Here is a 22,078-nt window from a genome sequence, read left to right as displayed (position 1 = left end):
CCTAGCCCCCCCCCGGCCCACGCACCGCGCCGCGCGGGGCGCGCTCCGAGGTGACGCCCGCGCGGACTCGCATCCGGCCTCATCCGTCGAACTTTCCGAACGTCTCGGAGGACATGCGGTGAACGAACTGCCGCAGCAGCTGGTCAACGGCCTGCTACTGGGATCCATGTACGGGCTGGTCGCCATCGGCTACACGATGGTCTATGGCATCGTCCAGCTCATCAACTTCGCCCACGGCGAGATCTTCATGACCGGCGCCTTCGGCGCGCTCACGGTCTACGCGTATGTACTGCCCGGCGGCACCTCGATGTGGGTGGCGCTGCCGCTCATGCTGGTGGGCGCGATCATCGTGGCCGTCCTGGTCGCCGTGGGAGCGGAACGGTTCGCCTACCGCCCGCTGCGCACCGCCCCGCGTCTCGCCCCCCTCATCACCGCCATCGGCCTCTCCTTGGCCCTCCAGCAGGCGGTGTGGGCCTGGTACCCCGAGGCGAAGTCCGCCCGGACCTTCCCGACCATCCCGGGCGGCCCCTTCAACATCGGCAACGTCACGATCCAGACCGGTGACATCTTCCTGGTGGTCGTGGCCCCGCTCAGCATGGCCTTCCTCGCCTACTTCGTGATGCGCACCCGGACCGGCCGTGGCATGCAGGCCACCGCCCAGGATCCGGACACCGCGAAGCTGATGGGCGTCAACACCGACCGCATCATCGTGATCGCGTTCGCCCTCGGTGCCGCCTTCGCCGCCGTCGGCGGCGTGGCCTACGGCCTCAAGTACGGCCAGATCGACTTCAAGATGGGCTTCCTGCTCGGCCTGAAGGCCTTCACCGCGGCCGTCCTCGGCGGTATCGGCAACATCTACGGCGCCATGCTCGGCGGCCTCGTCCTCGGTGTCGCCGAGGCCCTGTCGACCGCCTACATCTCGGACATCCCCGGCATGGACCAGTTCGGCAGCCAGTCCTGGGCCGACGTCTGGGCGTTCGTACTCCTCATCCTCGTACTGCTGTTCAGGCCACAGGGTCTGCTCGGCGAACGCGTCGCGGACAGGGCGTGACACCGATGACCACAGAGACCACCGCATCCGAGACCCCCGAGACCCCGGGGACCCCGACGGCCGAGAGCGCCCCCGCGCCCACCGCGTCCGGCCTCATCGGCCTGCCCACCCCCCTCGGCCGGGCCCTCGCCACCGGCGGCGGCGCCCTCGCCGTCGTCTCCGCGTTCATGTCCTGGACCTGGACCTCCGAGTTCCCCGGTGACCTCACGGTCTACGGCTACCCGGGCGGCCTGCAGGTCCTCGTCCTGGTCGGCGGACTCCTCACCACCCTGTTCGGCCTCGCGTCGTACGGCGTGAAGGGCCTCGGCGCGCTGACGCCGGGCAGCGCCGAGAGCGCGCTGAAGATGGCCGCGCTCGGCACCTTCGGCACCGCCTGGTACACCGTCATCGCCATCAGCGACGAACTCGGCGGTGTGGTCAACCTGGACCCGGGCGGCTTCGTCGTCGCGATCGCCACGCTCGCCGCCGTGGTCGGCGCGCTGGCCCTGCCGTTCGAGCGACCTGAGCCCGACCCGGTCGACCCGGACGACACCGGCTGGGAGCTGTTCCGGCACAACTCCCGGCAGAACTGGAACACCTTCCGCGCGGCCTTCGCCACCAAGGCCCCGGCCCCGGCGCGCCCGCTGCCGTCCTGGGCCGAGATCCTGGTGATCGTCGCGTCCATGGCCATCGGACTGTGGGTCTTCAGCTACGGCATCGGCACGTCGTACGACGAACTGTTCATCGGCTTCCTGATCACCGCCGGCTTCGGCTTCGCCGCCATCTCCAAGGCCGGGATCGTGGCCCGCGTCTCGGCGATCACCGGGAAGCACCGGAACATCACCATGGCCGGCGCCTTCCTCGCCGCCGCGGCCTTCCCGTTCACCCAGTCCAACGACCAGTACGCGACGATCGGCGTCTACATCCTGATCTTCGCGACCGTCGCACTCGGCCTGAACATCGTCGTCGGCCTCGCCGGCCTGCTCGACCTCGGTTACGTCGCCTTCCTCGGTGTCGGCGCCTACACCGCGGCCCTGGTCTCCGGCTCACCGTCCTCCCCGCTGCACGTGCAGTGGCCGTTCTGGGCGTCGGCACTGCTCGGCGCGGCCGTCGCGATGATCTTCGGCGTCGTCATCGGCGCACCGACACTGCGGCTGCGCGGCGACTACCTGGCCATCGTGACGCTCGGCTTCGGTGAGATCTTCCGGATCACCGTCCTCAACCTGGACGGCACCTCGGGCCCGGACGTCACCAACGGCTCCAACGGCATCTCGTCGATCCCGAACCTGGACATCCTCGGCTTCGACTTCGGCGCCGAGCACCAGATCCTCGGCTCCAACATCGGCCGCTTCGCCAACTACCTGCTGCTGATGCTGATCATCACCCTCATCGTGGTCATCGTCTTCCGGCGCAGCAGCGACTCCCGCATCGGCCGCGCCTGGGTCGCCATCCGCGAGGACGAGACCGCCGCGCTCGCCATGGGCATCAACGGCTTCCGGGTCAAACTGATCGCCTTCGCCCTGGGTGCCTGCCTCGCCGGCCTGTCCGGCTCGGTGCAGGCGCACGTCACCTACACCGTGACCCCGGAGCAGTACCAGTTCGCCTACGTCGTCCCGCCCAACTCGGCCTTCCTGCTGGCCGCGGTGGTACTCGGCGGCATGGGCACCATCTCCGGCCCGCTGGTCGGCGCGTCCCTGCTCTACCTGATCCCGGCCAAGCTCCAGTTCCTCGGCGACTACCAGCTCTTCGCCTTCGGCGTCACGCTCATCCTGCTGATGCGCTTCCGCCCGGAGGGCCTCATCCCCAACCGGCGCCGCCAGCTCGAGTTCCACGAAGATGCCGAAGCGCCCGCCGTCCTCACCAAGGCAGGGGCCTGACCACCATGACCACCGACACCACCGTCCAGGACGCCGCGTCCGGGGCCACCGCCCCCGGCGAGACCGTGCTCGACGCACGCGGCGTGACCATGCGCTTCGGCGGCCTGACCGCCGTACGCAACGTGAACCTCACCGTCAACAGCGGCGAGATCGTCGGTCTGATCGGCCCCAACGGCGCCGGCAAGACCACCTTCTTCAACTGCCTCACCGGCCTGTACATCCCCACCGAGGGCGAGGTCCGCTACAAGGGCCAGGTGCTGCCGCCGAAGTCCTTCAAGGTCACGGCGGCCGGCATCGCCCGCACCTTCCAGAACATCCGGCTGTTCGCCAACATGACGGTCCTGGAGAACGTGCTGGTCGGCCGGCACACCCGCACCAAGGAAGGCCTCTGGTCGGCCCTGCTGCGCGGCCCCGGCTTCCACCGCGCCGAGGCGGCCTCCCGGGCCCGGGCCATGGAACTCCTGGAGTTCGTCGGCCTGGAGCGCAAGGCCGAGCACCTGGCACGCAACCTGCCCTACGGCGAGCAGCGCAAGCTGGAGATCGCACGCGCCCTCGCCAGCGAGCCGGGACTGCTGCTCCTCGACGAGCCGACGGCCGGCATGAACCCGCAGGAGACCCGGACCACCGAGGAACTGGTCTTCAAGATCCGCGACAAGGGCATCGCCGTCCTCGTCATCGAGCACGACATGCGCTTCATCTTCAACCTCTGCGACCGCGTCGCCGTCCTGGTACAGGGCGAGAAGCTCGTCGAGGGCGACAGCGCGACCGTGCAGGGCGACGACCGGGTCATCGCCGCCTACCTCGGCGAGCCGTTCGAGAACGCGCCCGGCGACGAGGAGGCCGCCGAGGTCGAGGCGGCCGAGGCGAACGCCGAGTCCCCGACCGACGCCGTGCCCGGCAAGGAGAACGACCGATGACCGCACTGCTCGAAGTAGAGGACCTGCGGGTCGCCTACGGCAAGATCGAGGCCGTCAAGGGCATCTCCTTCAAGGTCGAGGCCGGCCAGGTCGTCACCCTCATCGGCACCAACGGCGCCGGCAAGACGACGACCCTGCGCACACTGTCCGGGCTGCTCAAGCCGGTCGGCGGGCAGATCCGGTTCAACGGCAGGTCGCTGAAGAAGATCCCGGCGCACAACATCGTCTCGCTGGGCCTCGCCCACTCCCCCGAGGGCCGGCACATCTTCCCGCGCATGACCATCGAGGACAACCTGCGCCTCGGCGCGTTCCTGCGCAACGACAAGCCGGGCATCGAGAAGGACATCGAGCGGGCGTACGCCCTGTTCCCCATCCTCGGCGAGCGCCGGAAGCAGGCCGCCGGCACCCTCTCCGGCGGTGAGCAGCAGATGCTCGCGATGGGCAGGGCGCTGATGTCCCAGCCCAAGCTGCTGATGCTGGACGAGCCGTCCATGGGACTGTCGCCGATCATGATGCAGAAGATCATGTCGACGATCGCCGAGCTGAAGTCCCAGGGCACGACGATTCTGCTGGTCGAACAGAACGCCCAGGCGGCGCTGTCGCTGGCCGACCAGGGGCACGTGATGGAGGTCGGCAACATCGTGCTCTCGGGCAGCGGGCAGGACCTGCTGCACGACGAGTCGGTCCGCAAGGCCTATCTGGGCGAGGACTGACACCCGGGTTCCGATACGACGAGGCCCGCGCTCCCTCTTCTCCGGAGCGCGGGCCTCGTCGTCGGCAAACGGCCGGTCAGCCCTTGTGGGACTTCTTCTCGTCACTGTCCACGATGACCGCCTCCGCGACCTGCTGCATCGACATGCGGCGGTCCATCGACGTCTTCTGGATCCAGCGGAACGCGGCCGGCTCGGTCAGGCCGTACTCGGTCTGCAGGATGGACTTCGCACGGTCGACCAGCTTGCGGGTCTCCAGGCGCTGGCTGAGGTCGGCGACCTCCTGCTCCAGCTGCTTCAGCTCCGTGAAGCGGGAGACGGCCATCTCGATCGCGGGCACGACATCGCTCTTGCTGAACGGCTTGACGAGGTACGCCATCGCGCCGGCGTCCCGGGCCCGCTCGACCAGGTCGCGCTGGGAGAACGCGGTGAGCATCAGGACCGGGGCGATGGACTCCGCGGCGATCTTCTCGGCCGCCGAGATACCGTCCAGCTTGGGCATCTTGACGTCCAGGATGACCAGGTCGGGGCGGTGCTCGCGGGCGAGTTCGACCGCCTGCTCACCGTCGCCGGCCTCGCCGACGACGGTGTACCCCTCCTCCTCCAGCATCTCTTTCAGGTCGAGCCGGATCAGGGCCTCGTCCTCGGCGATGACGACACGGGTCGTCAGCGGAGGCACGTGCGACTTGTCGTCGTCGGGTACGTCGACTGGCTTGGGCGACTCGGCGGCGGTCACGGGGGCTCCTCGTTCAGGGCAGGGGTACTGCTGACAAGAGCCTACCTAGCTGCGGTAAGGTGGTGGCCCGAGGGGTTGGGTAACTCCTTCTTTTCAAAGGCCCCAGTACTCCAACCGGTTAGAGAGGCCGCTCTCAAACAGCGGACAGTGTGGGTTCGAATCCCACCTGGGGCACTTTTCCTTCAAGTCGAAGGTTGACACCAGGAGCGGATGTTCTCGTTCTAGTGAACATCCGCTTTTTGCTGCGCGCCATCGCGTTCACTCTCACAGAGTGTGCACATGTTCTTTCATGGCACACAGGTGCGACAGCAGGCGCTGACGCTGCTGCGCGAGGGCGCGAAGAACGCGGAGGTGGCGCACCGGCTCAACGTCCCACTCGGCACCATCGGCTACTGGAAGCACCTGGATCGCGCGAAACGCGGCGAGTGTCCAGGGAAACACGACCCGAAGTGCCCACGTTGCGACGGCCAGGACCTGGACCTCTCGGCGTACAGCTACCTGCTCGGCCTCTATCTGGGGGACGGCCACATCAGCCAGTACTCGGAGCACCGCGTACCCAACCTCATGATCACGTGCGACGAGTCATGGCCCGGCCTCATGGACGACTGCGAAGCAGCCATGCGCGCCGTCTTCCCCGACAACTCCGTCTGCCGAGTCCGCAAGGTCGGCTGCCGGAACGTGAAGGTCTACTCGAAGCACCTGCACTGCCTCTTCCCCCAACACGGCCCCGGCAGGAAACACGAGCGCTCCATCACCCTCCAACCGTGGCAACAGGCGATCGTCGACGCCCACCCCTGGAAATTCATCCGCGGCCTCATCCACTCCGACGGCTGCCGCATCACCAACTGGACGACTCGCCTCGTGGGCGGTGAACGCAAGCGCTACGAATACCCCCGGTACTTCTTCACCAACGTCTCCGACGACATCCGCCGGCTTTACACCGACACCCTCGACAAACTCGGCGTCGAGTGGACGCACTGCACCCGGCATGGCAATCCGTACAACATCTCCGTCGCGCGCAAAGCGTCAGTAGCCCTCCTCGACCTCCACGTAGGCCCCAAACACTGAACGCGAAGGGCCCCTCCGCCGGACAGAGGGGCCCGCGCCCGTTACTTCGGGCTGTCGTCCTCGCCGATGTGGTGCACGCGGACCATGTTCGTGGAGCCGGAGACGCCGGGCGGGGAGCCCGCCGTGATCACCACGACGTCGCCCTTCTCGCAGCGGCCGTACTTCAGCAGCAGCTCGTCCACCTGGTCGACCATCTTGTCCGTGGAGTCGACGTGCGGGCCGAGGAAGGTCTCGACGCCCCAGGTCAGGTTCAGCTGGGAGCGGGTGGCCGGTTCCGGGGTGAAGGCGAGCAGCGGGATCGGCGAGCGGTAGCGGGAGAGCCGGCGGACCGTGTCTCCGGACTGGGTGAAGGCGACCAGGAACTTCGCACCGAGGAAGTCGCCGATCTCGGCGGCGGCCCGGGCGACCGCGCCGCCCTGGGTGCGGGGCTTGTTGCTCTCGGTCAGCGGCGGCAGCCCCTTGGCGAGGATGTCCTCCTCGGCCGCCTCGACGATCTTCGCCATCGTCCGGACGGTCTCGATGGGGTACTTGCCGACGCTGGTCTCGCCGGAGAGCATCACCGCGTCCGTGCCGTCGATCACCGCGTTGGCCACATCGGAGGCCTCGGCGCGGGTGGGCCGGGAGTTGTCGATCATCGAGTCGAGCATCTGGGTGGCGACGATGACCGGCTTGGCGTTGCGCTTGGCCAGCTTGACGGCGCGCTTCTGGACGATCGGCACCTGCTCCAGCGGCATCTCCACGCCCAGGTCGCCGCGCGCGACCATGATGCCGTCGAAGGCGGCCACGATGGAGTCGATGTTCTCGACGGCCTGCGGCTTCTCCACCTTGGCGATCACGGGGAGGCGGCGGCCCTCCTCGGCCATGATGCGGTGGACGTCCTCGACGTCGCGGCCGCTGCGCACGAAGGACAGGGCGATGACGTCGAAGCCGGTGCGCAGTGCCCACCGCAGGTCGGCCTCGTCCTTGTCGGAGAGGGCCGGGACGGAGACGGCGACGCCGGGAAGGTTGAGGCCCTTGTGGTCGGAGATCATGCCGCCCTCGACGACCGTGGTGTGCACCCGGGGGCCGTCGACGTGGGTGACCTCCAGGCAGACCTTGCCGTCGTCGACGAGGACGCGCTCACCGGGGGTGACGTCGTCGGCCAGGCCGGCGTACGTCGTTCCGCACTGCCGGCGGTCGCCCTCGGCGCCCTCCTCGACGGTGATGACGAAGGTGTCGCCGCGTTCGAGGAGTACCGGCCCCTCGGTGAAGCTGCCGAGGCGGATCTTCGGGCCTTGAAGGTCGGCGAGCATCCCGACGCTGCGACCGGTCTCGTCGGAGGCCTTGCGGACACGCTGGTAGCGCTCCTCGTGCTCGGCGTAGTTGCCGTGGCTGAGGTTGAATCGGGCGACGTCCATTCCGGCCTCGACCAGGGCCTTGATCTGGTCGTACGAGTCGGTGGCGGGCCCCAGAGTACAAACGATCTTTGCTCGGCGCATGCTTCGAGCCTAGGCCTTACCGGCGGGTAGAGAATTGGCCGTACATGACGACCCAACAACCTTTGCGTGAAGGCCTATTGACAAGTGTTGAATTGTGCGGTGGCCCGCTCCGATGAGCATCTCGCATTTGTTGAATGCGGAGATCCCGGCGCTCATCCATTCGAAATACCGAACATTCGCTTCGGGGTCACAGCTCCGGCGGCGCCATCGTGAATTGCGCGCTGACCTGAGCGGTCACGCGCAGTTGCGGAGGTTCGAGATCGAGGGGCTCGGCGGGTTCGGCCATTTCGGCGGCGGCCGCCATTCGGCGGACCCCGCCGCCGAAAGCCGGCCGGCGCGGCTGAGGACCGTCGGCGCCCGTGTCGGCGAGCTCGACCAGGGCGGCCAGGGAGGTGCCGAGGGCGCTCGCGTACTCCCGGGCGCGCTGTACCGCCTCGGCGACCGCCTGCCGCCGGGCCTCGCCGTGCACGGGTGAGTCGGGGCGCAGCGACCACCAGGGGCCGTCGACCCGGGTCAGCTCCAAGTCGGCCAGTCTGGTGGTGAGTTCGCCGAGGACGGTGAAGTCGGTGAGCTCGGCGGTGAGCTGGACCCGGCCCTGGTAGCTGCGGACCCGTTCGCCGCGGCCGCGTTCGGCGAATTCGGGGGCGATGGAGAAGGCGCCGGTCGACAGACGGGCCACCGCCTCGCCGTAGGACTTGATCAGGTCGAGGGCGGCGCTGTTGCGGCGGGTGAGGTCGTCCAGGGTGGAGCGGCGGTCGCGGCCGCGGGCGCTCACCATGACGCCGATCCGGGCCAGCTCGGGCTCGACCTCGAGCTCGGCCTCGCCTCGTACGACGAGCAGGGGGGCCTCGGGTGTGCCGGCCGGTCGGCGGTCCTCGGGCGAGGGTGCGGTCATACGCCCCACTCTGTCACGCCATCCCCGGGTGTGCGCAGTGGAGTTCACAGTCCGGGTCACCAGATCGCAACCTCCCGGACCTGTTGCCGTAGGTCATGTTCAAGACAGAATCTACGCGCGTCGTTGACCATTTCCCGAGGAGATCAAGACATGCCCTTGAATCGCCGGAAGTTCCTGAAGAAGTCCGCCGCCACCGGGGCGGGAATGGCGGTCGCCGGAGCGGCGGCGGCTCCGGCGCAGGCCGCGCAGGCCGCCCCGAGGCCCGCCAAGCACCCCAAGCGGTACTCCCTGACCGTCATGGGCACCACCGACCTGCACGGAAACGTCTTCAACTGGGACTACTTCAAGGACGCGGAGTACACGGACGCCAAGGGCAACGCGCTGGGTCTGGCGCGGGTCTCGACCCTGGTGAACCAGGTGCGCGAGGAGAAGGGCCGCTGCAACACCCTGCTGCTGGACGCCGGTGACACCATCCAGGGCACGCCGCTGGCGTACTACTACGCCAAGGTCGACCCGATCACCGCCAAGGGCGGCCCGGTGCACCCGATGGCGCAGGCCATGAACGCGATCGGGTACGACGCGGCGGCGCTCGGCAACCACGAGTTCAACTACGGCATCGAGACCCTGCGCAGGTTCGAGGACCAGCTGCGCTTCCCGCTGCTCGGTGCCAACGCGGTCGACGCGAAGACCCTCAGGCCCGCCTTCCCGCCGTACTTCATGAAGAAGTTCCATGTCCCGGGCGCCCCGCCGGTCAAGGTCGCCGTGCTCGGTCTGACCAACCCGGGCATCGCGATCTGGGACAAGGCCTACGTCCAGGGCAAGCTGGCCTTCCCGGGTCTCGAGGAGCAGGCCGCGAAGTGGGTGCCCAGGCTGAAGGCGATGGGCGCGGACGTGGTCGTGGTCTCGGCCCACTCCGGCAGCTCGGGCACCTCGTCCTACGGCGACCAGGTGCCGTACGTCGAGAACGCGGCCGCGAACGTGGCGAGGCAGGTGCCGGGCATCGACGCCATCCTGGTGGGCCACGCGCATGTGGAGATCCCGGAGCTGAAGGTCACCAACGAGGCCACCGGGAAGACCGTCGTCCTCTCCGAGCCGCTGTGCTATGCCGAGCGCCTCACCGTCTTCGACATCGAGCTGGTGTTCTCCAAGGGCGGGTGGGAGGTGGAGTCGGTCGCCGCCTCGCTGCGCAACTCCAACACCGTCGCCGACGACCCGAAGATCACCCGGCTGCTGAAGGACGAGCACGCGAAGGTCGTCGAGTACGTCAACCAGGTCGTGGGCACCGCGACCGCGACCCTCACCACGGTCGAGGCGCGCTACAAGGACGCCCCGATCATCGACCTGATCACCAAGGTCCAGGAGGACGTGGTCAAGGCGGCCCTGGCGGGCACCGAGTACGCCGCGCTCGCGGTGCTCGCCCAGGCCTCGCCGTTCTCCCGGACCTCCCAGATCCCGGCCGGCGAGGTCACCATCCGGGACCTGTCGAGCCTGTACGTGTACGACAACACGCTGGTCGCCAAGTTGATGACGGGCGCTCAGGTCCGGGCGTACCTGGAGTACTCCGCGCAGTACTTCGTGCAGACGGCCGCCGGCGCCGTCGTCGACGTGGACAAGCTGACCAACGCGAACAACCGCCCGGACTACAACTACGACTATGTCTCGGGCCTTGGGTACGAGATCGACATCGCCCAGGCGGCCGGGTCCCGGATCAAGAACCTGACCTACAACGGTGCCGCCCTGGACGACGCCCAGCAGTTCGTGCTGGCGGTGAACAACTACCGCGCCAACGGCGGCGGCGCCTTCCCGCACGTCGCCTCGGCGAAGGAGCTGTGGTCGGAGTCGACGGAGATCCGCACCCGGATCGCGGAGTGGGTGACCGCCAAGGGCGTCCTGGACCCGAAGGACTTCGCGTCGGCGGACTGGAAGCTGACCCGTGACGGCACGCCGGTGTTCTGACGGGGGGCGGCGGGCGCCGGTCCTGGGACCGGCGCCCGTCACTCAGTCGGCCAGGGGGGTGAGCTGCCTCGGCCGCTGCCCGTTCTGCGTCGGAACCCTCTCCTCCGACCGCTCCAGGCCGAAGCTGGTGAAGGCCGTGCGGGCGGGCAGCGGGTAAGGCTCCTTGCCGGTGAGGGAGTTGAGGATGGTGGCGCTGCGCCAGGCGGCGAGGCCCAGGTCGGGCGCGCCGACGCCGTGGGTGTGGAGCTCGGCGTTCTGCACGTATGCCGATCCGGTCACGGACGGGTCGAGGAGGAGCCGGAACCGCTCGTCCACGCGCGGGCGTTCACTGCTGTCCCGGCGCAGATAGGGGTCGAGTCCGGCGAGCAGCCGGCCCAGGGGGCGCTCGCGGTAGCCGGTGGCCAGCACCACGGCGTCGGTGGCGAGCCGGGAGCGGCTGCCCTGCTGGAGGTGTTCCAGGTGGAGTTCGATCTTGGTGGTGGCGATGCGTCCGGCCGTACGGACCTGGACCCCGGGTGTGAGAACGGCGTCCGGCCAGCCGCCGTGCAGGGTGCGGCGGTAGAGCTCCTCGTGGATGGCGGCGATGGTGTCGGCGTCGATGCCGCGGTGCAGTCGCCACTGGGAGGCGACCAGCCGGTCCCGGACGGGCTCGGTCAGGGCGTGGAAGTAGCGGGTGTGGTCGGGCGTGAAGTGCTCCAGGCCGAGTTTGGAGTACTCCATGGGCGCGAAGGCCTCGCTGCGGCCGATCCAGTGCAGTTTCTCGCGGCCTGCCGGGCGGTGCCGCAGCAGGTCGAGGAAGACCTCGGCGCCGGACTGCCCGGAGCCGACGACGGTGACATGCTCGGCGGCGAGGAAGGCCTCGCGGTGGTCGAGGTAGTCGCCCGCGTGCACGACGGGCACGCCCGGTGCCTCCACCAGGGGCTTGAGCGGGTCGGGCACATGGGGAACGGTGCCGACCCCGAGCACGACGTTCTTCGTGTAGGTACGGCCCAGGGACTCGGCCTCCCCCTCGGCGTCGAGCTGGGTGAAGTCGACCTCGAACAGGTCCCGTTCGGAGTTCCAGCGGACCGCGTCCACCTGGTGCGAGAAACGCAGGCCGGGCAGGCTCTCGGCGACCCAGCGGCAGTACGCGTCGTACTCGGCGCGCTGGATGTGGAAGCGCTCGGCGAAGTAGAACGGGAAGAGCCGGTCGCGGGACTTGAGGTAGTTGAGGAACGACCAGGGGCTGGCGGGGTCGGCGAGGGTCACCAGGTCGGCGAGGAACGGGACCTGGATGGTGGCGCCGTCGATCAGCAGCCCGGGGTGCCAGTCGAAGCCGGGGCGCTGCTCGTAGAAGACGGCGTCCAGTTCGGCGAGCGGGTGGGCGAGGGCGGCCAGGGAGAGGTTGAACGGTCCGACGCCGATGCCGACCAGGTCGCGGGGTGCTTCCGGCTCCTGGTGTGGGGGGTTGGGCAGCGAGCTCATTGGGGCGTCGTTCCTTCCACGAGTTTGAGGAGGACGGCCAGGTCGTCCGGCCGGGTGTGGGGGTTGAGGAGGGTGGCCTTGAGCCAGAGCCGGCCGTCGAGCCGGGCCCGGCCGAGGACGGCCCGGCCGTCGTGCAGCAGCCTGCGCCGTATGCCGGCGATGTCGTCGTCGGTGGCTCCGGTGGGGCGGAACAGCACCGTGCTGATGTTCGGCCGGTCGTAGAGTTCGAAACCGGGGTGCTCCCGGACCAGGGCCGCGAACTCCCGGGCCCGTGCGCACACCTGGTCGATCAGCGCGCCGAGTCCGGAGCGGCCCAGGGTCCTGAGGGTGACCGCGATCTTGAGGATGTCGGGGCGCCGGGTGGTGCGCAGGGAGCGGCCGAGCAGGTCGGGGTAGCCGGCCTCGGTGTCGTCGTCGGCGTTGAGGTAGTCGGCGCGGTGGTGGAGTACGCCGAGCTCGGCCGGGCGGGCGATGGCGAGGAGGCCGGCGGCGACCGGCTGCCAGCCGAGTTTGTGCAGGTCGAGGGTGACGGTGTGGGCGCGCTCCAGGCCGGCGAGTTTGTCCCGGTGCCGGTCGCTGAAGGTGAGAGCGCCTCCGTAGGCGGCGTCGATGTGCAGCCGGGCGCCGTGGGCCGCGCACAGGCCCGCGATCTCGGGGAGCGGGTCGATGAGGCCGGCGTCGGTGGTACCGGCGGTCGCGGCCACGACGAACGGTTTCGGCAGGTGGGTGAGGGCGGCGTGCAGGGCGGCCGGGTCGAGGGTGCCGTTCGGCGCCGGGACCACGACCGGGTCGGGCAGGCCCAGCAGCCAGGCGGCCCGGGGCAGTGAGTGGTGGGCGTTGGCGCCGCAGACCAGCCGGACACCGCCGCCGAGGGCCTCGCGGGCGAGGAGCAGGGCGAGCTGGTTGGACTCGGTGCCGCCGCTGGTGACCACGGCGTCGGAGAGGCCGATGGCATGGGCGAGGGCGCGGGTGACCATGGCTTCCAGGGCGGAGGCCGCCGGGGCCTGGTCCCAGGAGTCCAGCGAGGGGTTGAGGGCGCTCGCGGCGAGGTCGGCGGCGGTGGCGACGGCGAGCGGCGGGCAGTGCAGATGCGCCGCGCACAGCGGGTCGGCGGGGTCGGCCGCGCCCGCCGCGAGGGCGGTCACCAGGGTGCGCAGGGCGTCGGGGTCGCCGTCGTCCGGGAGTACGTCCCCGACGGCGTCCGCGACCCGCTCGGCCACCGCCTCCGGTCCGCCCGCCGGCAGCGGTCCGCCGCGGGCCCGGCCGCCGTCGCGCAGCGCGTCGAGCACGGTGTCGAGCAGGGGCCGCAGGGCGTCGGGGCCCTGGGGTCCGGATGCGAGAGGCGGCGTACTCATGGGTCTCCTCGGGGCGCCGGCCGAAAGGGGTTGTCCGCGGGGGGAGTTCCAGCTTGTACGGGATTGGGTCTGCGCGCCCCCAAAGCTCAACGATCGAAACCCGAAAGTGGGTACTGCCGTGCGGGGAAAACGTGTCGGGGGCGGTGGGCGCGGGGCGCGTCGGAGCAGGCGGTGACAGGGCGTTGAGACCGGGGCTGACCGGGGTTAACGTCGGTCGGGTGGTTGACGCGTGGATGATCGACGTGCCCGGTGAGCGGGTGCTGGTGCGGGAGCCGCTGCCCTCGGACGAGGGGCCGCTCCTCGACCTGTTCGAGGCGTGCGAGGACTGGTTCGTGGCGGCGACGGGACTGCCGTCGGGGCCGGGCGACGTGCAGAGCCTGTTCTACGGGCTGCCCGAGGGCGCCGCCCCGGACGACAAGGTGCTGCTCGTGCTGGAGCGGGACGGGGTCGTCTCGGGGCTGGTGGACGCGGTACGCAACCATCCGGTGCCCGGCGCGGTCGCGGTGGGCCTGTTCCTGCTGGCGCCCTGGGCGCGGGGCCGGGGTCTCGGGCGGGCGCTGGCCGAGTCGCTGCTCGCGCATGCCGAGGGGGTCTCCCTGGTGACGGCGGGCGTGCCGCCGGGCTGGCGGTCCGGGGAGTGCTTCCTGGAGCGCCTCGGCTTCACGCTGGGCGCGGAGGCGCCCAGGGCGGCCGAGGTGGGCAACCGGCGCGCGGGACCCCGGGAAGGAGGCGTGCGCCGGGCGGAGCTGCGACTGGCGGCGGGCTGAGGGCTCTGGTCAGGCCTTCAGGGCTGGAAGTCGGTCGTGTGGTCCTTTGCCCACTGCTCGAAGGTGCGGGCCGGGCTGCCGGTGATCTCCTCGACCGCGGCGGTGATCTCGGGAGCGACGCCGACGGTGTCCGCGAAGGTCTTCAGGAGGCCCCTCACCAGCTCCGGCGGTGTCTGCGGGAAGAGCAGCGGGCCCGCCTCCGCCGGCCCCACCTCGACGAAGGTCAGGTCCCGGCCGACGGCCCGCCCGATCGCGGCGATCTGGTCGGTGTTGGTGGTGGCGGCGGGACCGGTGAGGCGGTGGACGGCGCCCTCGTGGCCGTCGTCGAGGAGGGCGCGTTCCGCGACGGCGGCGATGTCGTCCTCGTGGATGGGTGCCGTGAGCATGTCGGCGAAGACACCGCGGACGGTGTGGCCGGCCCGGATCTGAGGCGCCCACTGGAGGGCGTTGGTGGCGAACGCGTTGGGGCGCAGGAACGTCCAGGCGAGGCCGCTGTCGCGGATCTGCCGCTCGGCGGTGGCGTGCATGGCGTGGATCGGGTGGGTCGCGTCGGCTCCCTCGCGGATGATCCCGGAGGAGAGCAGGACGACCTGCCGCACTCCGGCCGTGCGGGCCGCGTCCAGCAGCTCGGGCATCCGGCCGCCGGCGCCCTGGACGTACAGGAAGACCTTGTCCGCGCCCTCGAACAGGGCGCCCAGGTCGTCGGGCCGGAACTCCACGACGTCGGCCTTGTCGGGCAGTCCGGCCCGCTCCGGGGCACGGGTGAGCGCCCGCACGGGCCGCCCGGCGGCGACGAGACGGCCGACGAGGGCACGGCCGACGTTGCCGGTGGCACCGGTCACTACGATCACAGGTCTCTCCTTGGGGCTCTGGCCGTTCTTGACGACCGAGCCTAGGAGCGGCGGCCGGCCCCCGCATCGTCATCAGGGACCAGCCGCACCCGTGTCGCCCTACGTCGGCGGCCCTACGCCTCGCGGACCCGCAATGCCCGCTCCAGGTCGTCGAGTTCGTCGGTCAGGCGGCGGCGCAGGGCCGTGACCGGGTCGGCGTCGCGCAGACAGGCCCGGCCCAGGGCGAGGTTCTCGGCGTCGACGGCGTGGGAGGGGAAGGCCTCGCGGCCGGCGACGGCGGCGATGGCGGGGCCGCGCCGGGCGGCGACGGCGGCCGCGTCCTGGTAGTAGCGCGGCACGTACTCCCGGACCAGGTCGGCCTGTTCGGGGTGCCAGAAGCCCTGGGCGGTGGCGGTGAAGAGGTAGTTGGACAGGTCGTCGCCGGTGAACATCGCCTCCCAGGCCCTGCGCTTGGCCTCGGGGTCGGGCAGCGCGGCCCGGCAGCGGGCGGCGCCCTCCTGGCCGCTGGCGCTGGGGTCGCGGGCCAGCTCGGCGGCGATCTGCGTCTCGTCGGTGGCGCCGAGGACGGCGAGCCGGCTCAGGATGCGCCAGCGCAGCTCGGGGTCGAGCTCGGGCCCGCCCGGCACGGTGCCCTCGGCGAGCCAGGCGGCGATGGCGTCGGGGTGGGCGGCCGCGCGGATGAAGTGCCGTACGGCGATCAGGCGCAGGCCGGGGTTGTCGCCGTCCTCGGTGCGCCGGATGAAGTCGCGGCACAGGGCGGAGACGGTGGCGAGGGCGGCCGGGCGGTCCTCCGGCCTGAGGTACCGGTCGACGACATGGACCGAGGTGAAGGCCAGCACGCCCTGGACGAGGGCGAGGTCGGTCTCGCGCGGGAGATGGGCCCGGGCGGTCTCCAGGTAGTCCGCGGGCGGGAGCTCGCCGTCGCGGACCGCGTCCCGCAGGGCGTTCCATACCACCGCGCGGGCGAGCGGGTCGGGCAGGCCGGACAGGGCGGCGCGGACGGTCCTGGCGGACTCGGTGTCGAAGCGGATCTTGGCGTAGGTCAGGTCGCCGTCGTTGAGCAGGAGCAGCGCGGGGCGCTTGCCGAGGTCCTGCGGGGCGCTCTGCGGGATGTCGAGGTCGATGCGCTCGCGCAGGGTGAGCCGGCCCTCGTCGGCGAGGTCCCGGTCGTAGACGCCGACGCAGACGCGGTGCGGGCGGCTGCCGGTGCGCTCGACGGTGAGGGTGCGGGTGCCGTCGGGGGCGGTGGCCAGGACCGGGGTGAGGGTGTCGACGCCGGTGGTGCGCAGCCAGGCGTCGGCCCAGGCGTGCACGTCGCGTTCGGTGGCGGCGGCGAGGGAGTCGATGAAGTCGGCGAGGGTGGCGTTGCCGAACCGGTGCCGCCGGAAGTGGATGTTGATGCCGGCGAGAAAGTCCTTCTCGCCCATCCAGGCGACCAGCTGGCGCAGCGCGGAGGCGCCCTTGGCGTAGGAGATGCCGTCGAAGTTGAGCAGGGCGGCGGCGGTGTCGTCGACGGCCTCGGGGGCGACCGGGTGGGTGGAGGGGCGCTGATCGGCGTCGTAGCCCCAGGCCTTGCGGGACACCCCGAAGTCGACCCAGGTCTCGGTGAAGCGGGTGGCCTCGGTGAGGGTCTGGTAGCCCATGTACTCGGCGAACGACTCGTTCAGCCAGATGTCGTCCCACCACTTCAGGGTGACGAGGTCGCCGAACCACATGTGGGCCATCTCGTGGGCGATGACCATGGCACGGGTCTGCCGCTCGGTGTCGGTGACGGCGGAGCGGTAGACGTACTCGTCGCGGAAGGTGACCAGGCCGGGGTTCTCCATGGCGCCGGCGTTGAACTCGGGGACGAACGCCTGGTCGTAGGAGTCGAAGGGGTAGGGCTCCTCGAACTTCTCGTGGTAGCGGTCGTAGCACGCGCGCGTGATGTCGAGGATCTCCTCGGCGTCGGCGTCGAGGTGCGGTGCGAGCGAGCGGCGGCAGTGGATGCCGAAGGGCAGGCCGCGGTGCTCGGTGCGCACCGAGTGCCAGGGGCCGGCGGCGACGGCGACCAGGTAGGTGGCGATCAGCGGGGTGGCGGCGGCCCGCCAGCGGCCCTCGCCGAGGTGCTCGGTGACCCCGTTGGCGAGCACGGTCCAGTCCTCGGGGACCTTGACGGACAGCTCGAAGACGGCCTTCAGGTCGGGCTGGTCGAAGGCGGCGAAGACGCGCTGTACGTCGTCCAGGAAGAGCTGCGTGTAGACGTACGTCTCGTCGTCCGTGGGGTCGGTGAAGCGGTGCATGCCCTCGCCGGTGCGGGAGTAGCGCATCGTGGCGTCGACGCGCAGCTCGTGCTCCCCGGCGGTGAGGTTCTTCAGGGGCAGCCGGTCCTGGTCCAGCGCCCCGGGGTCGAGGGGCTGTCCGTCGAGACTGACGGCGCGCAGTTCGACGGGCTTCATCTCGACGAAGGTGTCGCCGTCGGACCGGGCCGTGAACCTGATCACTGTTCGGGAGTCGAAGGTCTCGTCCCCGGTGGTCAGGTCGAGGTCGATCGTGTAGCGGTGGACGTCGAGGAGCTCGGCGCGGCTCTGCGCTTCGTCGCGAGTCAGTACGGACATGCGGGCCATGCTGCCCGATGACACCGACAACGCACAGAGGCGGGAGCGGTACGCGGCTTATGTCCGCTCACCGGCCGTGCGGCGGGACGGGGCGGCGCTGGTGGGCGCGGTGCGGCCGGCGGCCGGCCCGGCCGTTGAGCACCTGTCCGAGCGCCTCGCAACCGCCGGTGGCCCGGCGGGGCCGGGCGCTCTACGGGGCGTGGGGCCGGGTCAGTGCGCGTCCGCCGGCCGGCCGCCGACGGTGTCCTCGGCGATGGACTCGTGGTGTCTGATCACCTCGGCGATGATGAAGTTCAGGAACTTCTCGGCGAAGGCGGGGTCGAGCTTGGCGTTCTCGGCGAGGGCGCGCAGCCGGGCGATCTGGCGGGCCTCGCGGGCCGGGTCCGCCGGGGGCAGCCGGTGGACCGCCTTGAGGCGGCCGACCTGCTGGGTGGCCTTGAAGCGTTCGGCGAGCATGTGGACGACGGCCGCGTCGATGTTGTCGATGCTGTCGCGCAGCCGGCCGAGCTCGGCGCGGACGGCAGGGTCGACGTCACCGGTACCGGTGTTGCTGGTGGTCATGGGCGTCAACCCTAAGGGGACGACCGCGTGATCACTAAGGGCCCTCGTCGAGGCCGTCCTCGTCCAGGGCGTCGTTCCAGTCGTCGGGGACGGCGCGGCTCTGCTGGGCGCGGAAGCGTACGGGGGCCATGCCGACGCGGCGGGTGAACAGGCGGGAGAAGTAGGCCGGGTCGTCGTAGCCGACGCGGCGGGCGACGGCGGCGACGGCGAGCTCGGTGGTGGCGAGGAGTTCCTGGGCGCGGCCGAGCCGGATGCCGATCAGATAGTCCTTGGGGCTGCACCCGGCGATCCGGCGGACGGCGGTACGCAGCTCGGCCGGGGTCATGCCGTGCCGGGCCGCATGGTCGGCGACGGTCATGCCCGTGCAGGCGTCCCGGGCGAGCGCCGGCAGCACCGGGTCGCCGTCGGGGGCGAGGTCGGCACGCGCGCGGCGCAGGGCGACCAGCAGTTCGTGCACGGCGGCACCGGTCTCGACCTCCAGGAGGGGGTTGCCGCGGCGGGCGGCCCTGGCGATACGGGCGATGACGTCCCGGGGTCCGGCGGCGTCCGCCAGGGGCACCACGGGCCGCTCGGGCTCGATGTAGCCGAGCTCCGTGTAGGTGGCGGTGTCGGGCCCGGTGAAGGTCACGAAGGCCTCGTCCCAGCCGCTGTCGGGGTCGGGCCCGTAGTGGTGCGGGACGCCCGGCGTCAGCCACACCAGCGCGGGCGCGGTGACCGGCGTACGGCGCCCGTCGGGTGTGCGGTACCAGCCCCGGCCGGAGCTGATCACCACGGCGACGTGCCCGTCGAGCACGCGCGGGCCGACGGCGGGCACCGCGCCGTACTGGAGGCCGACGCCCTGGCAGACCAGGCCGAGGCGGTGGTGGACGGGGCCGGGTGTGAAGAACCGCATCCAGGTGCGGAAGATCGGCGCCCCTGCCGGCACTGCGCGCTCCTTCTGCTCGGCTCTTCAGTCCAACTGCTGCCGATCTTTGTCCATGGTCTCGGCGCCCGCCAGGGGGCCAAGGTGAGCCTATGAGCGACTTCACGGTGGGCGAAACGGATTTCCTGCTCGACGGCCGCCCGGTACGCGTGCTGTCCGGCGCGCTGCACTATTTCCGGGTGCACGAGGAGCAGTGGGACCACAGGCTGGCGCTGCTGCGGGCCATGGGGCTGAACTGCGTGGAGACGTACGTCCCGTGGAACCTGCACGAGCCGCGTCCGGGCTCCTTCCAGGACGTCGGGGCCCTCGGCCGCTTCCTGGACGCGGCGCGGGAGGCGGGCCTGTGGGCGATCGTGCGCCCGGGGCCGTACATCTGCGCGGAGTGGGAGAACGGCGGTCTGCCGCACTGGGTGACGGGCGAGCTCGGCGCGCGGGCACGCACGCGTGACGAGCGTTTCCTCCAGTACGTGGACCGCTGGTTCCAGCGGCTGCTGTCCGAGGTCGTGCCCCGGCAGCTGGACCGGGGCGGCCCGGTGATCATGGTCCAGGTCGAGAACGAGTACGGCAGCTACGGCTCCGACGCCGACTACCTGGCCCATCTCACCGAGCTGCTGCGCGCGCAGGGCGTCACCGTGCCGCTGTTCACCTCGGACGGCCCCGAGGACCACATGCTCACCGGCGGCTCGGTCCCGGGGCTGCTCGCGACGGTGAACTTCGGCTCCCACGCGCGCGTGGCCTTCGAGACCCTGCGCCGGCACCAGCCGCGGGGCCCGCTGATGTGCATGGAGTTCTGGTGCGGCTGGTTCGACCACTGGGGCGGCGAACACGTCGTACGGGACGCCGGGGACGCGACGGCGGCACTGCGGGAGATCCTCGACTGCGGGGCCTCCGTGAACGTCTACATGGCGCACGGCGGCACCAACTTCGCCGGCTGGGCGGGCGCCAACCGGCCCGGCGGCGACCTGCACGAGGGCCCGCTGGAGGCGGACGTGACGTCGTACGACTACGACGCGCCGATCGACGAGTACGGCCGCCCCACGGAGAAGTTCCGGCGCTTCCGCGAGGTGCTGGCCGAGTACCACGCCGGGCCCCTGCCCGAACCGCCGCCCGCGCCCGCCGGGTTGGTCGCGGCGGCCGACGTGACGGTCACCGGCTGGGCCTCCCTGGCCGGCGTCCTGGAAGCGCTCGGCGGCCCGGAACGCGTCCACGCCGTCCCGCCCACCTTCGAGGAGCTGGGCATCGGCCGGGGCCTGGTCCGCTACGCGGCGGACGTGCCGGGACCCCGCCGGCCGTATCCGCTCACCGCGCGAGGGCTGCGCGATCTGGCCGTCGTGTACGTCGACGGGGAGCGGGCCGGCGTGCTCACCGAGGAGGAGCCCCAGCTCAAGGAGCCGATCGCCGGCCCCGCGCGCGTGGAGCTCTGGGTGGAGTCCCTGGGCCGCGTCAACTACGGCCCCCGCTCGGGCGAGACGAAGGGCATCACCGGCGGCCTCCTGCACGAACGCCAGTTCCTGCACGGGGTACGCGCGCGGGGGCTGGATCTGGACGCATTCGAGGGGGGTGTGGAGGCGGTTGCCTTCGGCTCGCTCCCGGAGGACGGCACGCCCGGGCTCTACCGAGGCACGGTGACGGTCCACGGCGCCGGGGACGCCCGCCTGGAACTCCCCGGCTGGACCCGGGGCTTCGTCTGGATCAACGGCTTCAACCTGGGCCGGTACTGGTCGGCGGGCCCGCAGGAGTCGCTGTACGTGCCGGGTCCGGTGCTGAGGGAGGGCGAGAACGAGGTGTGGGTTCTGGAACTTCAGGGATCTGAGCAGCAAACGGCGCGGGTGGCGCCTCTTTAGGGGCGCGCGGGTGGCGCCCCTTCGGGGGCGCGGGGAACTGCGCGATCAACCCCCACCGGCCAGCAGGTTCCGAACAACCCTCCGGCCCCCGTTTTCGTCCACCCCCGCATACAGTGGAAAAAAGCTCCGGCGGCGTCTGTGGGGGTGACGTGGCGAACGGCGGCCCGGTAGAACACGGCTACCCGCACCTGGACACCGTGCGGGCCGCCATCACGGCGTTGTACCGGCGCCTGTCGTACGACACCGTCCAGACCTTCGCCACCAGCGTGCTCCCCGCCGACGTGGCGTTCTGCGACACCGACGACCTCCACCTCGGCGCCCAGCGGGTCGCCCACGAGATGGTCCGGCACTTCCGGCTGCCGGACGCCCGGATGATCGTCGGCTTCCGGGAGATGACGCACGCGGCGAACGTCGAACTCACCGCGGGCCCCGAGTACTTCGTCGAGCTGAACGACCGTTTCCGCACCCACCGCAGGGACATCGGCGCGGCCCTCGCCCACGAGGTGATGCACGTCTATCTGCACCGGCTGGACCTGTCCTTCCCGGGCACCCCGGCGAACGAGATCCTCACGGACACGGCGACCACCTACCTGGGCGCGGGCTGGCTGCTGCTCGACGCCTACCGGGAGCACGGGGAGGCGTCCCAGAAGCTCGGCTACCTCACCCCGGAGGAGTTCGGCTACGTCCTGGCCAAGCGTTCCCTCGTCTTCCACGAGGACCCGTCCGTGTGGTTCACCAGCCCGCAGGCCTACACGGCGTACGAGAAGGGCATGGCCCGGGCCCGCCGGGACGAGGAGCAGCCGCCGCTGACCGCGGCGGGCTGGGCGGGCCGCCGCCGCTACGCCCGGGACCGCCGGCACGCCCCCGCGGCCCCGGCCCCGCAGTCCGGCACCCCCTACGCCTTCACCCCCGACGGCGTCGGTCGACTGCGGGTCTCGTTCCCGTGCCCGACCTGCCACCAGCGGATCAGGGTGCCGGTACGGGGCCGGGTCCGGGCCCGCTGCTCGCTGTGCCGGACGGTACTGGAGTGCGACACGTAGAGACCGGCCC

Annotated in this window: 18 protein-coding genes and 1 tRNA gene; 10 read left to right on the top strand and 9 right to left on the bottom strand. The window is 71.0% G+C overall.

Going from position 1 to position 22,078, the window contains the following annotated elements; all coding sequences use genetic code 11:
• Positions 1–118: 118 nt before the first annotated feature.
• The 4 genes from ACFWXC_RS22230 to ACFWXC_RS22215 are packed head-to-tail and all read left to right on the top strand — an operon-like array spanning position 119 to position 4,537.
• Positions 119–1,051 (top strand): branched-chain amino acid ABC transporter permease, encoded by a 933-nt coding sequence (locus ACFWXC_RS22230; RefSeq protein ID WP_384481136.1) that lies wholly within the window; start codon positions 119–121, stop codon positions 1,049–1,051.
• A 5-nt stretch (positions 1,052–1,056) separates the two neighbouring features.
• Complete coding sequence (locus ACFWXC_RS22225) at positions 1,057–2,907, top strand: branched-chain amino acid ABC transporter permease (RefSeq protein ID WP_384481134.1); 1,851 nt, start codon at positions 1,057–1,059, stop codon at positions 2,905–2,907.
• 5 nt (positions 2,908–2,912) lie between these two features.
• Positions 2,913–3,824, top strand: coding sequence for an ABC transporter ATP-binding protein (locus tag ACFWXC_RS22220; RefSeq protein ID WP_384481132.1), 912 nt, complete (start codon positions 2,913–2,915; stop codon positions 3,822–3,824).
• Positions 3,821–4,537, top strand: coding sequence for an ABC transporter ATP-binding protein (locus tag ACFWXC_RS22215; protein WP_384481130.1), 717 nt, complete (start codon positions 3,821–3,823; stop codon positions 4,535–4,537). The genes ACFWXC_RS22220 and ACFWXC_RS22215 overlap by 4 nt, the downstream gene beginning before the upstream one ends.
• A gap of 76 nt (positions 4,538–4,613) precedes the next feature.
• On the opposite strand, the gene ACFWXC_RS22210 is transcribed toward ACFWXC_RS22215, so the two are convergent.
• Positions 4,614–5,270, bottom strand: a complete 657-nt coding sequence (locus ACFWXC_RS22210) for an ANTAR domain-containing response regulator (RefSeq protein ID WP_384481128.1) — start codon at positions 5,268–5,270, stop codon at positions 4,614–4,616.
• Positions 5,271–5,369: 99 nt separating this feature from the next.
• Between ACFWXC_RS22210 and ACFWXC_RS22205 the strand changes: the two genes are divergently transcribed.
• Together ACFWXC_RS22205 and ACFWXC_RS22200 are read left to right on the top strand one after the other, a co-directional pair.
• Positions 5,370–5,444 (top strand) — tRNA-Leu (locus ACFWXC_RS22205).
• 105 nt (positions 5,445–5,549) lie between these two features.
• Positions 5,550–6,338, top strand: a complete 789-nt coding sequence (locus ACFWXC_RS22200; RefSeq protein WP_384481127.1) for a helix-turn-helix domain-containing protein — start codon at positions 5,550–5,552, stop codon at positions 6,336–6,338.
• A gap of 41 nt (positions 6,339–6,379) precedes the next feature.
• On the opposite strand, the gene pyk is transcribed toward ACFWXC_RS22200, so the two are convergent.
• Entirely contained in the window at positions 6,380–7,816 is a 1,437-nt protein-coding gene (gene pyk / locus ACFWXC_RS22195; RefSeq protein WP_384481125.1) for a pyruvate kinase, read from the bottom strand.
• 187 nt (positions 7,817–8,003) lie between these two features.
• Positions 8,004–8,711, bottom strand: a complete 708-nt coding sequence (locus tag ACFWXC_RS22190) for an SIMPL domain-containing protein (protein ID WP_384481123.1) — start codon at positions 8,709–8,711, stop codon at positions 8,004–8,006.
• Between the two features lie 150 nt (positions 8,712–8,861).
• Here ACFWXC_RS22190 and ACFWXC_RS22185 point away from each other — a divergent pair, with 150 nt between their 5' ends.
• A complete protein-coding gene (locus tag ACFWXC_RS22185; RefSeq protein ID WP_384481121.1) occupies positions 8,862–10,667 on the top strand; it encodes a bifunctional metallophosphatase/5'-nucleotidase in 1,806 nt (601 codons plus the stop codon).
• 42 nt (positions 10,668–10,709) lie between these two features.
• On the opposite strand, the gene ACFWXC_RS22180 is transcribed toward ACFWXC_RS22185, so the two are convergent.
• Positions 10,710–12,131: a lysine N(6)-hydroxylase/L-ornithine N(5)-oxygenase family protein gene (locus tag ACFWXC_RS22180; protein ID WP_384481120.1), complete on the bottom strand. Its 1,422-nt coding sequence runs from the start codon at positions 12,129–12,131 to the stop codon at positions 10,710–10,712.
• Positions 12,128–13,486: a pyridoxal phosphate-dependent decarboxylase family protein gene (locus tag ACFWXC_RS22175; protein ID WP_384481118.1), complete on the bottom strand. Its 1,359-nt coding sequence runs from the start codon at positions 13,484–13,486 to the stop codon at positions 12,128–12,130. Before ACFWXC_RS22175 ends, ACFWXC_RS22180 begins: the two co-directional genes overlap by 4 nt.
• 218 nt (positions 13,487–13,704) lie before the next feature.
• On the opposite strand from ACFWXC_RS22175, the gene ACFWXC_RS22170 reads away from it, so the two are divergent.
• On the top strand, positions 13,705–14,253 hold the full coding sequence (locus ACFWXC_RS22170) for a GNAT family N-acetyltransferase (RefSeq protein ID WP_384481116.1): 549 nt from the start codon (positions 13,705–13,707) through the stop codon (positions 14,251–14,253).
• A gap of 17 nt (positions 14,254–14,270) precedes the next feature.
• Here the strand turns inward: ACFWXC_RS22170 and ACFWXC_RS22165 are convergent, their stop codons facing one another.
• The 4 genes from ACFWXC_RS22165 to ACFWXC_RS22150 all read right to left on the bottom strand — a co-directional run bounded on the left by ACFWXC_RS22165 (position 14,271) and on the right by ACFWXC_RS22150 (position 19,169).
• Positions 14,271–15,104 carry an NAD(P)H-binding protein gene (locus ACFWXC_RS22165; RefSeq protein ID WP_384481114.1) on the bottom strand — a complete coding sequence of 278 codons (834 nt, stop codon included), beginning with the start codon at positions 15,102–15,104 and terminating at the stop codon, positions 14,271–14,273.
• 113 nt (positions 15,105–15,217) lie between these two features.
• Positions 15,218–17,701 (bottom strand): aminopeptidase N, encoded by a 2,484-nt coding sequence (gene pepN / locus ACFWXC_RS22160; RefSeq protein WP_384481112.1) that lies wholly within the window; start codon positions 17,699–17,701, stop codon positions 15,218–15,220.
• A gap of 210 nt (positions 17,702–17,911) precedes the next feature.
• The gene (locus ACFWXC_RS22155) at positions 17,912–18,262 is read right to left on the bottom strand and encodes a chorismate mutase (RefSeq protein WP_384481110.1); all 351 of its coding nucleotides are present in this window, start codon (positions 18,260–18,262) and stop codon (positions 17,912–17,914) included.
• A gap of 34 nt (positions 18,263–18,296) precedes the next feature.
• On the bottom strand, positions 18,297–19,169 hold the full coding sequence (locus ACFWXC_RS22150) for a helix-turn-helix domain-containing protein (protein ID WP_384481248.1): 873 nt from the start codon (positions 19,167–19,169) through the stop codon (positions 18,297–18,299).
• Between the two features lie 107 nt (positions 19,170–19,276).
• Between ACFWXC_RS22150 and ACFWXC_RS22145 the strand changes: the two genes are divergently transcribed.
• Together ACFWXC_RS22145 and ACFWXC_RS22140 are read left to right on the top strand one after the other, a co-directional pair.
• Complete coding sequence (locus tag ACFWXC_RS22145; protein ID WP_384481108.1) at positions 19,277–21,028, top strand: beta-galactosidase family protein; 1,752 nt, start codon at positions 19,277–19,279, stop codon at positions 21,026–21,028.
• Positions 21,029–21,177: 149 nt separating this feature from the next.
• Entirely contained in the window at positions 21,178–22,068 is an 891-nt protein-coding gene (locus tag ACFWXC_RS22140; RefSeq protein ID WP_384481106.1) for a hypothetical protein, read from the top strand.
• The last annotated feature ends 10 nt before the right edge of the window (positions 22,069–22,078 follow it).

Source organism: Streptomyces sp. NPDC058683 (assembly GCF_042716195.1).
Lineage (GTDB): Bacteria > Actinomycetota > Actinomycetes > Streptomycetales > Streptomycetaceae > Streptomyces.
Note: the sequence above shows the minus strand (reverse complement) of the source record. Positions and strands in the feature narration are given on the sequence as shown.

Coding starts and splice junctions, on each gene's coding strand:
- ACFWXC_RS22225 (WP_384481134.1), top strand. CDS start 1,057: ATGACCACAGAGACCACCGCATCCGAGACCCCCGAGACCCCGGGGACC.
- ACFWXC_RS22220 (WP_384481132.1), top strand. CDS start 2,913: ATGACCACCGACACCACCGTCCAGGACGCCGCGTCCGGGGCCACCGCC.
- ACFWXC_RS22215 (WP_384481130.1), top strand. CDS start 3,821: ATGACCGCACTGCTCGAAGTAGAGGACCTGCGGGTCGCCTACGGCAAG.
- ACFWXC_RS22200 (WP_384481127.1), top strand. CDS start 5,550: ATGTTCTTTCATGGCACACAGGTGCGACAGCAGGCGCTGACGCTGCTG.
- pyk (WP_384481125.1), bottom strand. CDS start 7,816: ATGCGCCGAGCAAAGATCGTTTGTACTCTGGGGCCCGCCACCGACTCG.
- ACFWXC_RS22190 (WP_384481123.1), bottom strand. CDS start 8,711: ATGACCGCACCCTCGCCCGAGGACCGCCGACCGGCCGGCACACCCGAG.
- ACFWXC_RS22185 (WP_384481121.1), top strand. CDS start 8,862: ATGCCCTTGAATCGCCGGAAGTTCCTGAAGAAGTCCGCCGCCACCGGG.
- ACFWXC_RS22180 (WP_384481120.1), bottom strand. CDS start 12,131: ATGAGCTCGCTGCCCAACCCCCCACACCAGGAGCCGGAAGCACCCCGC.
- ACFWXC_RS22175 (WP_384481118.1), bottom strand. CDS start 13,486: ATGAGTACGCCGCCTCTCGCATCCGGACCCCAGGGCCCCGACGCCCTG.
- pepN (WP_384481112.1), bottom strand. CDS start 17,701: ATGTCCGTACTGACTCGCGACGAAGCGCAGAGCCGCGCCGAGCTCCTC.
- ACFWXC_RS22155 (WP_384481110.1), bottom strand. CDS start 18,262: ATGACCACCAGCAACACCGGTACCGGTGACGTCGACCCTGCCGTCCGC.
- ACFWXC_RS22145 (WP_384481108.1), top strand. CDS start 19,277: ATGAGCGACTTCACGGTGGGCGAAACGGATTTCCTGCTCGACGGCCGC.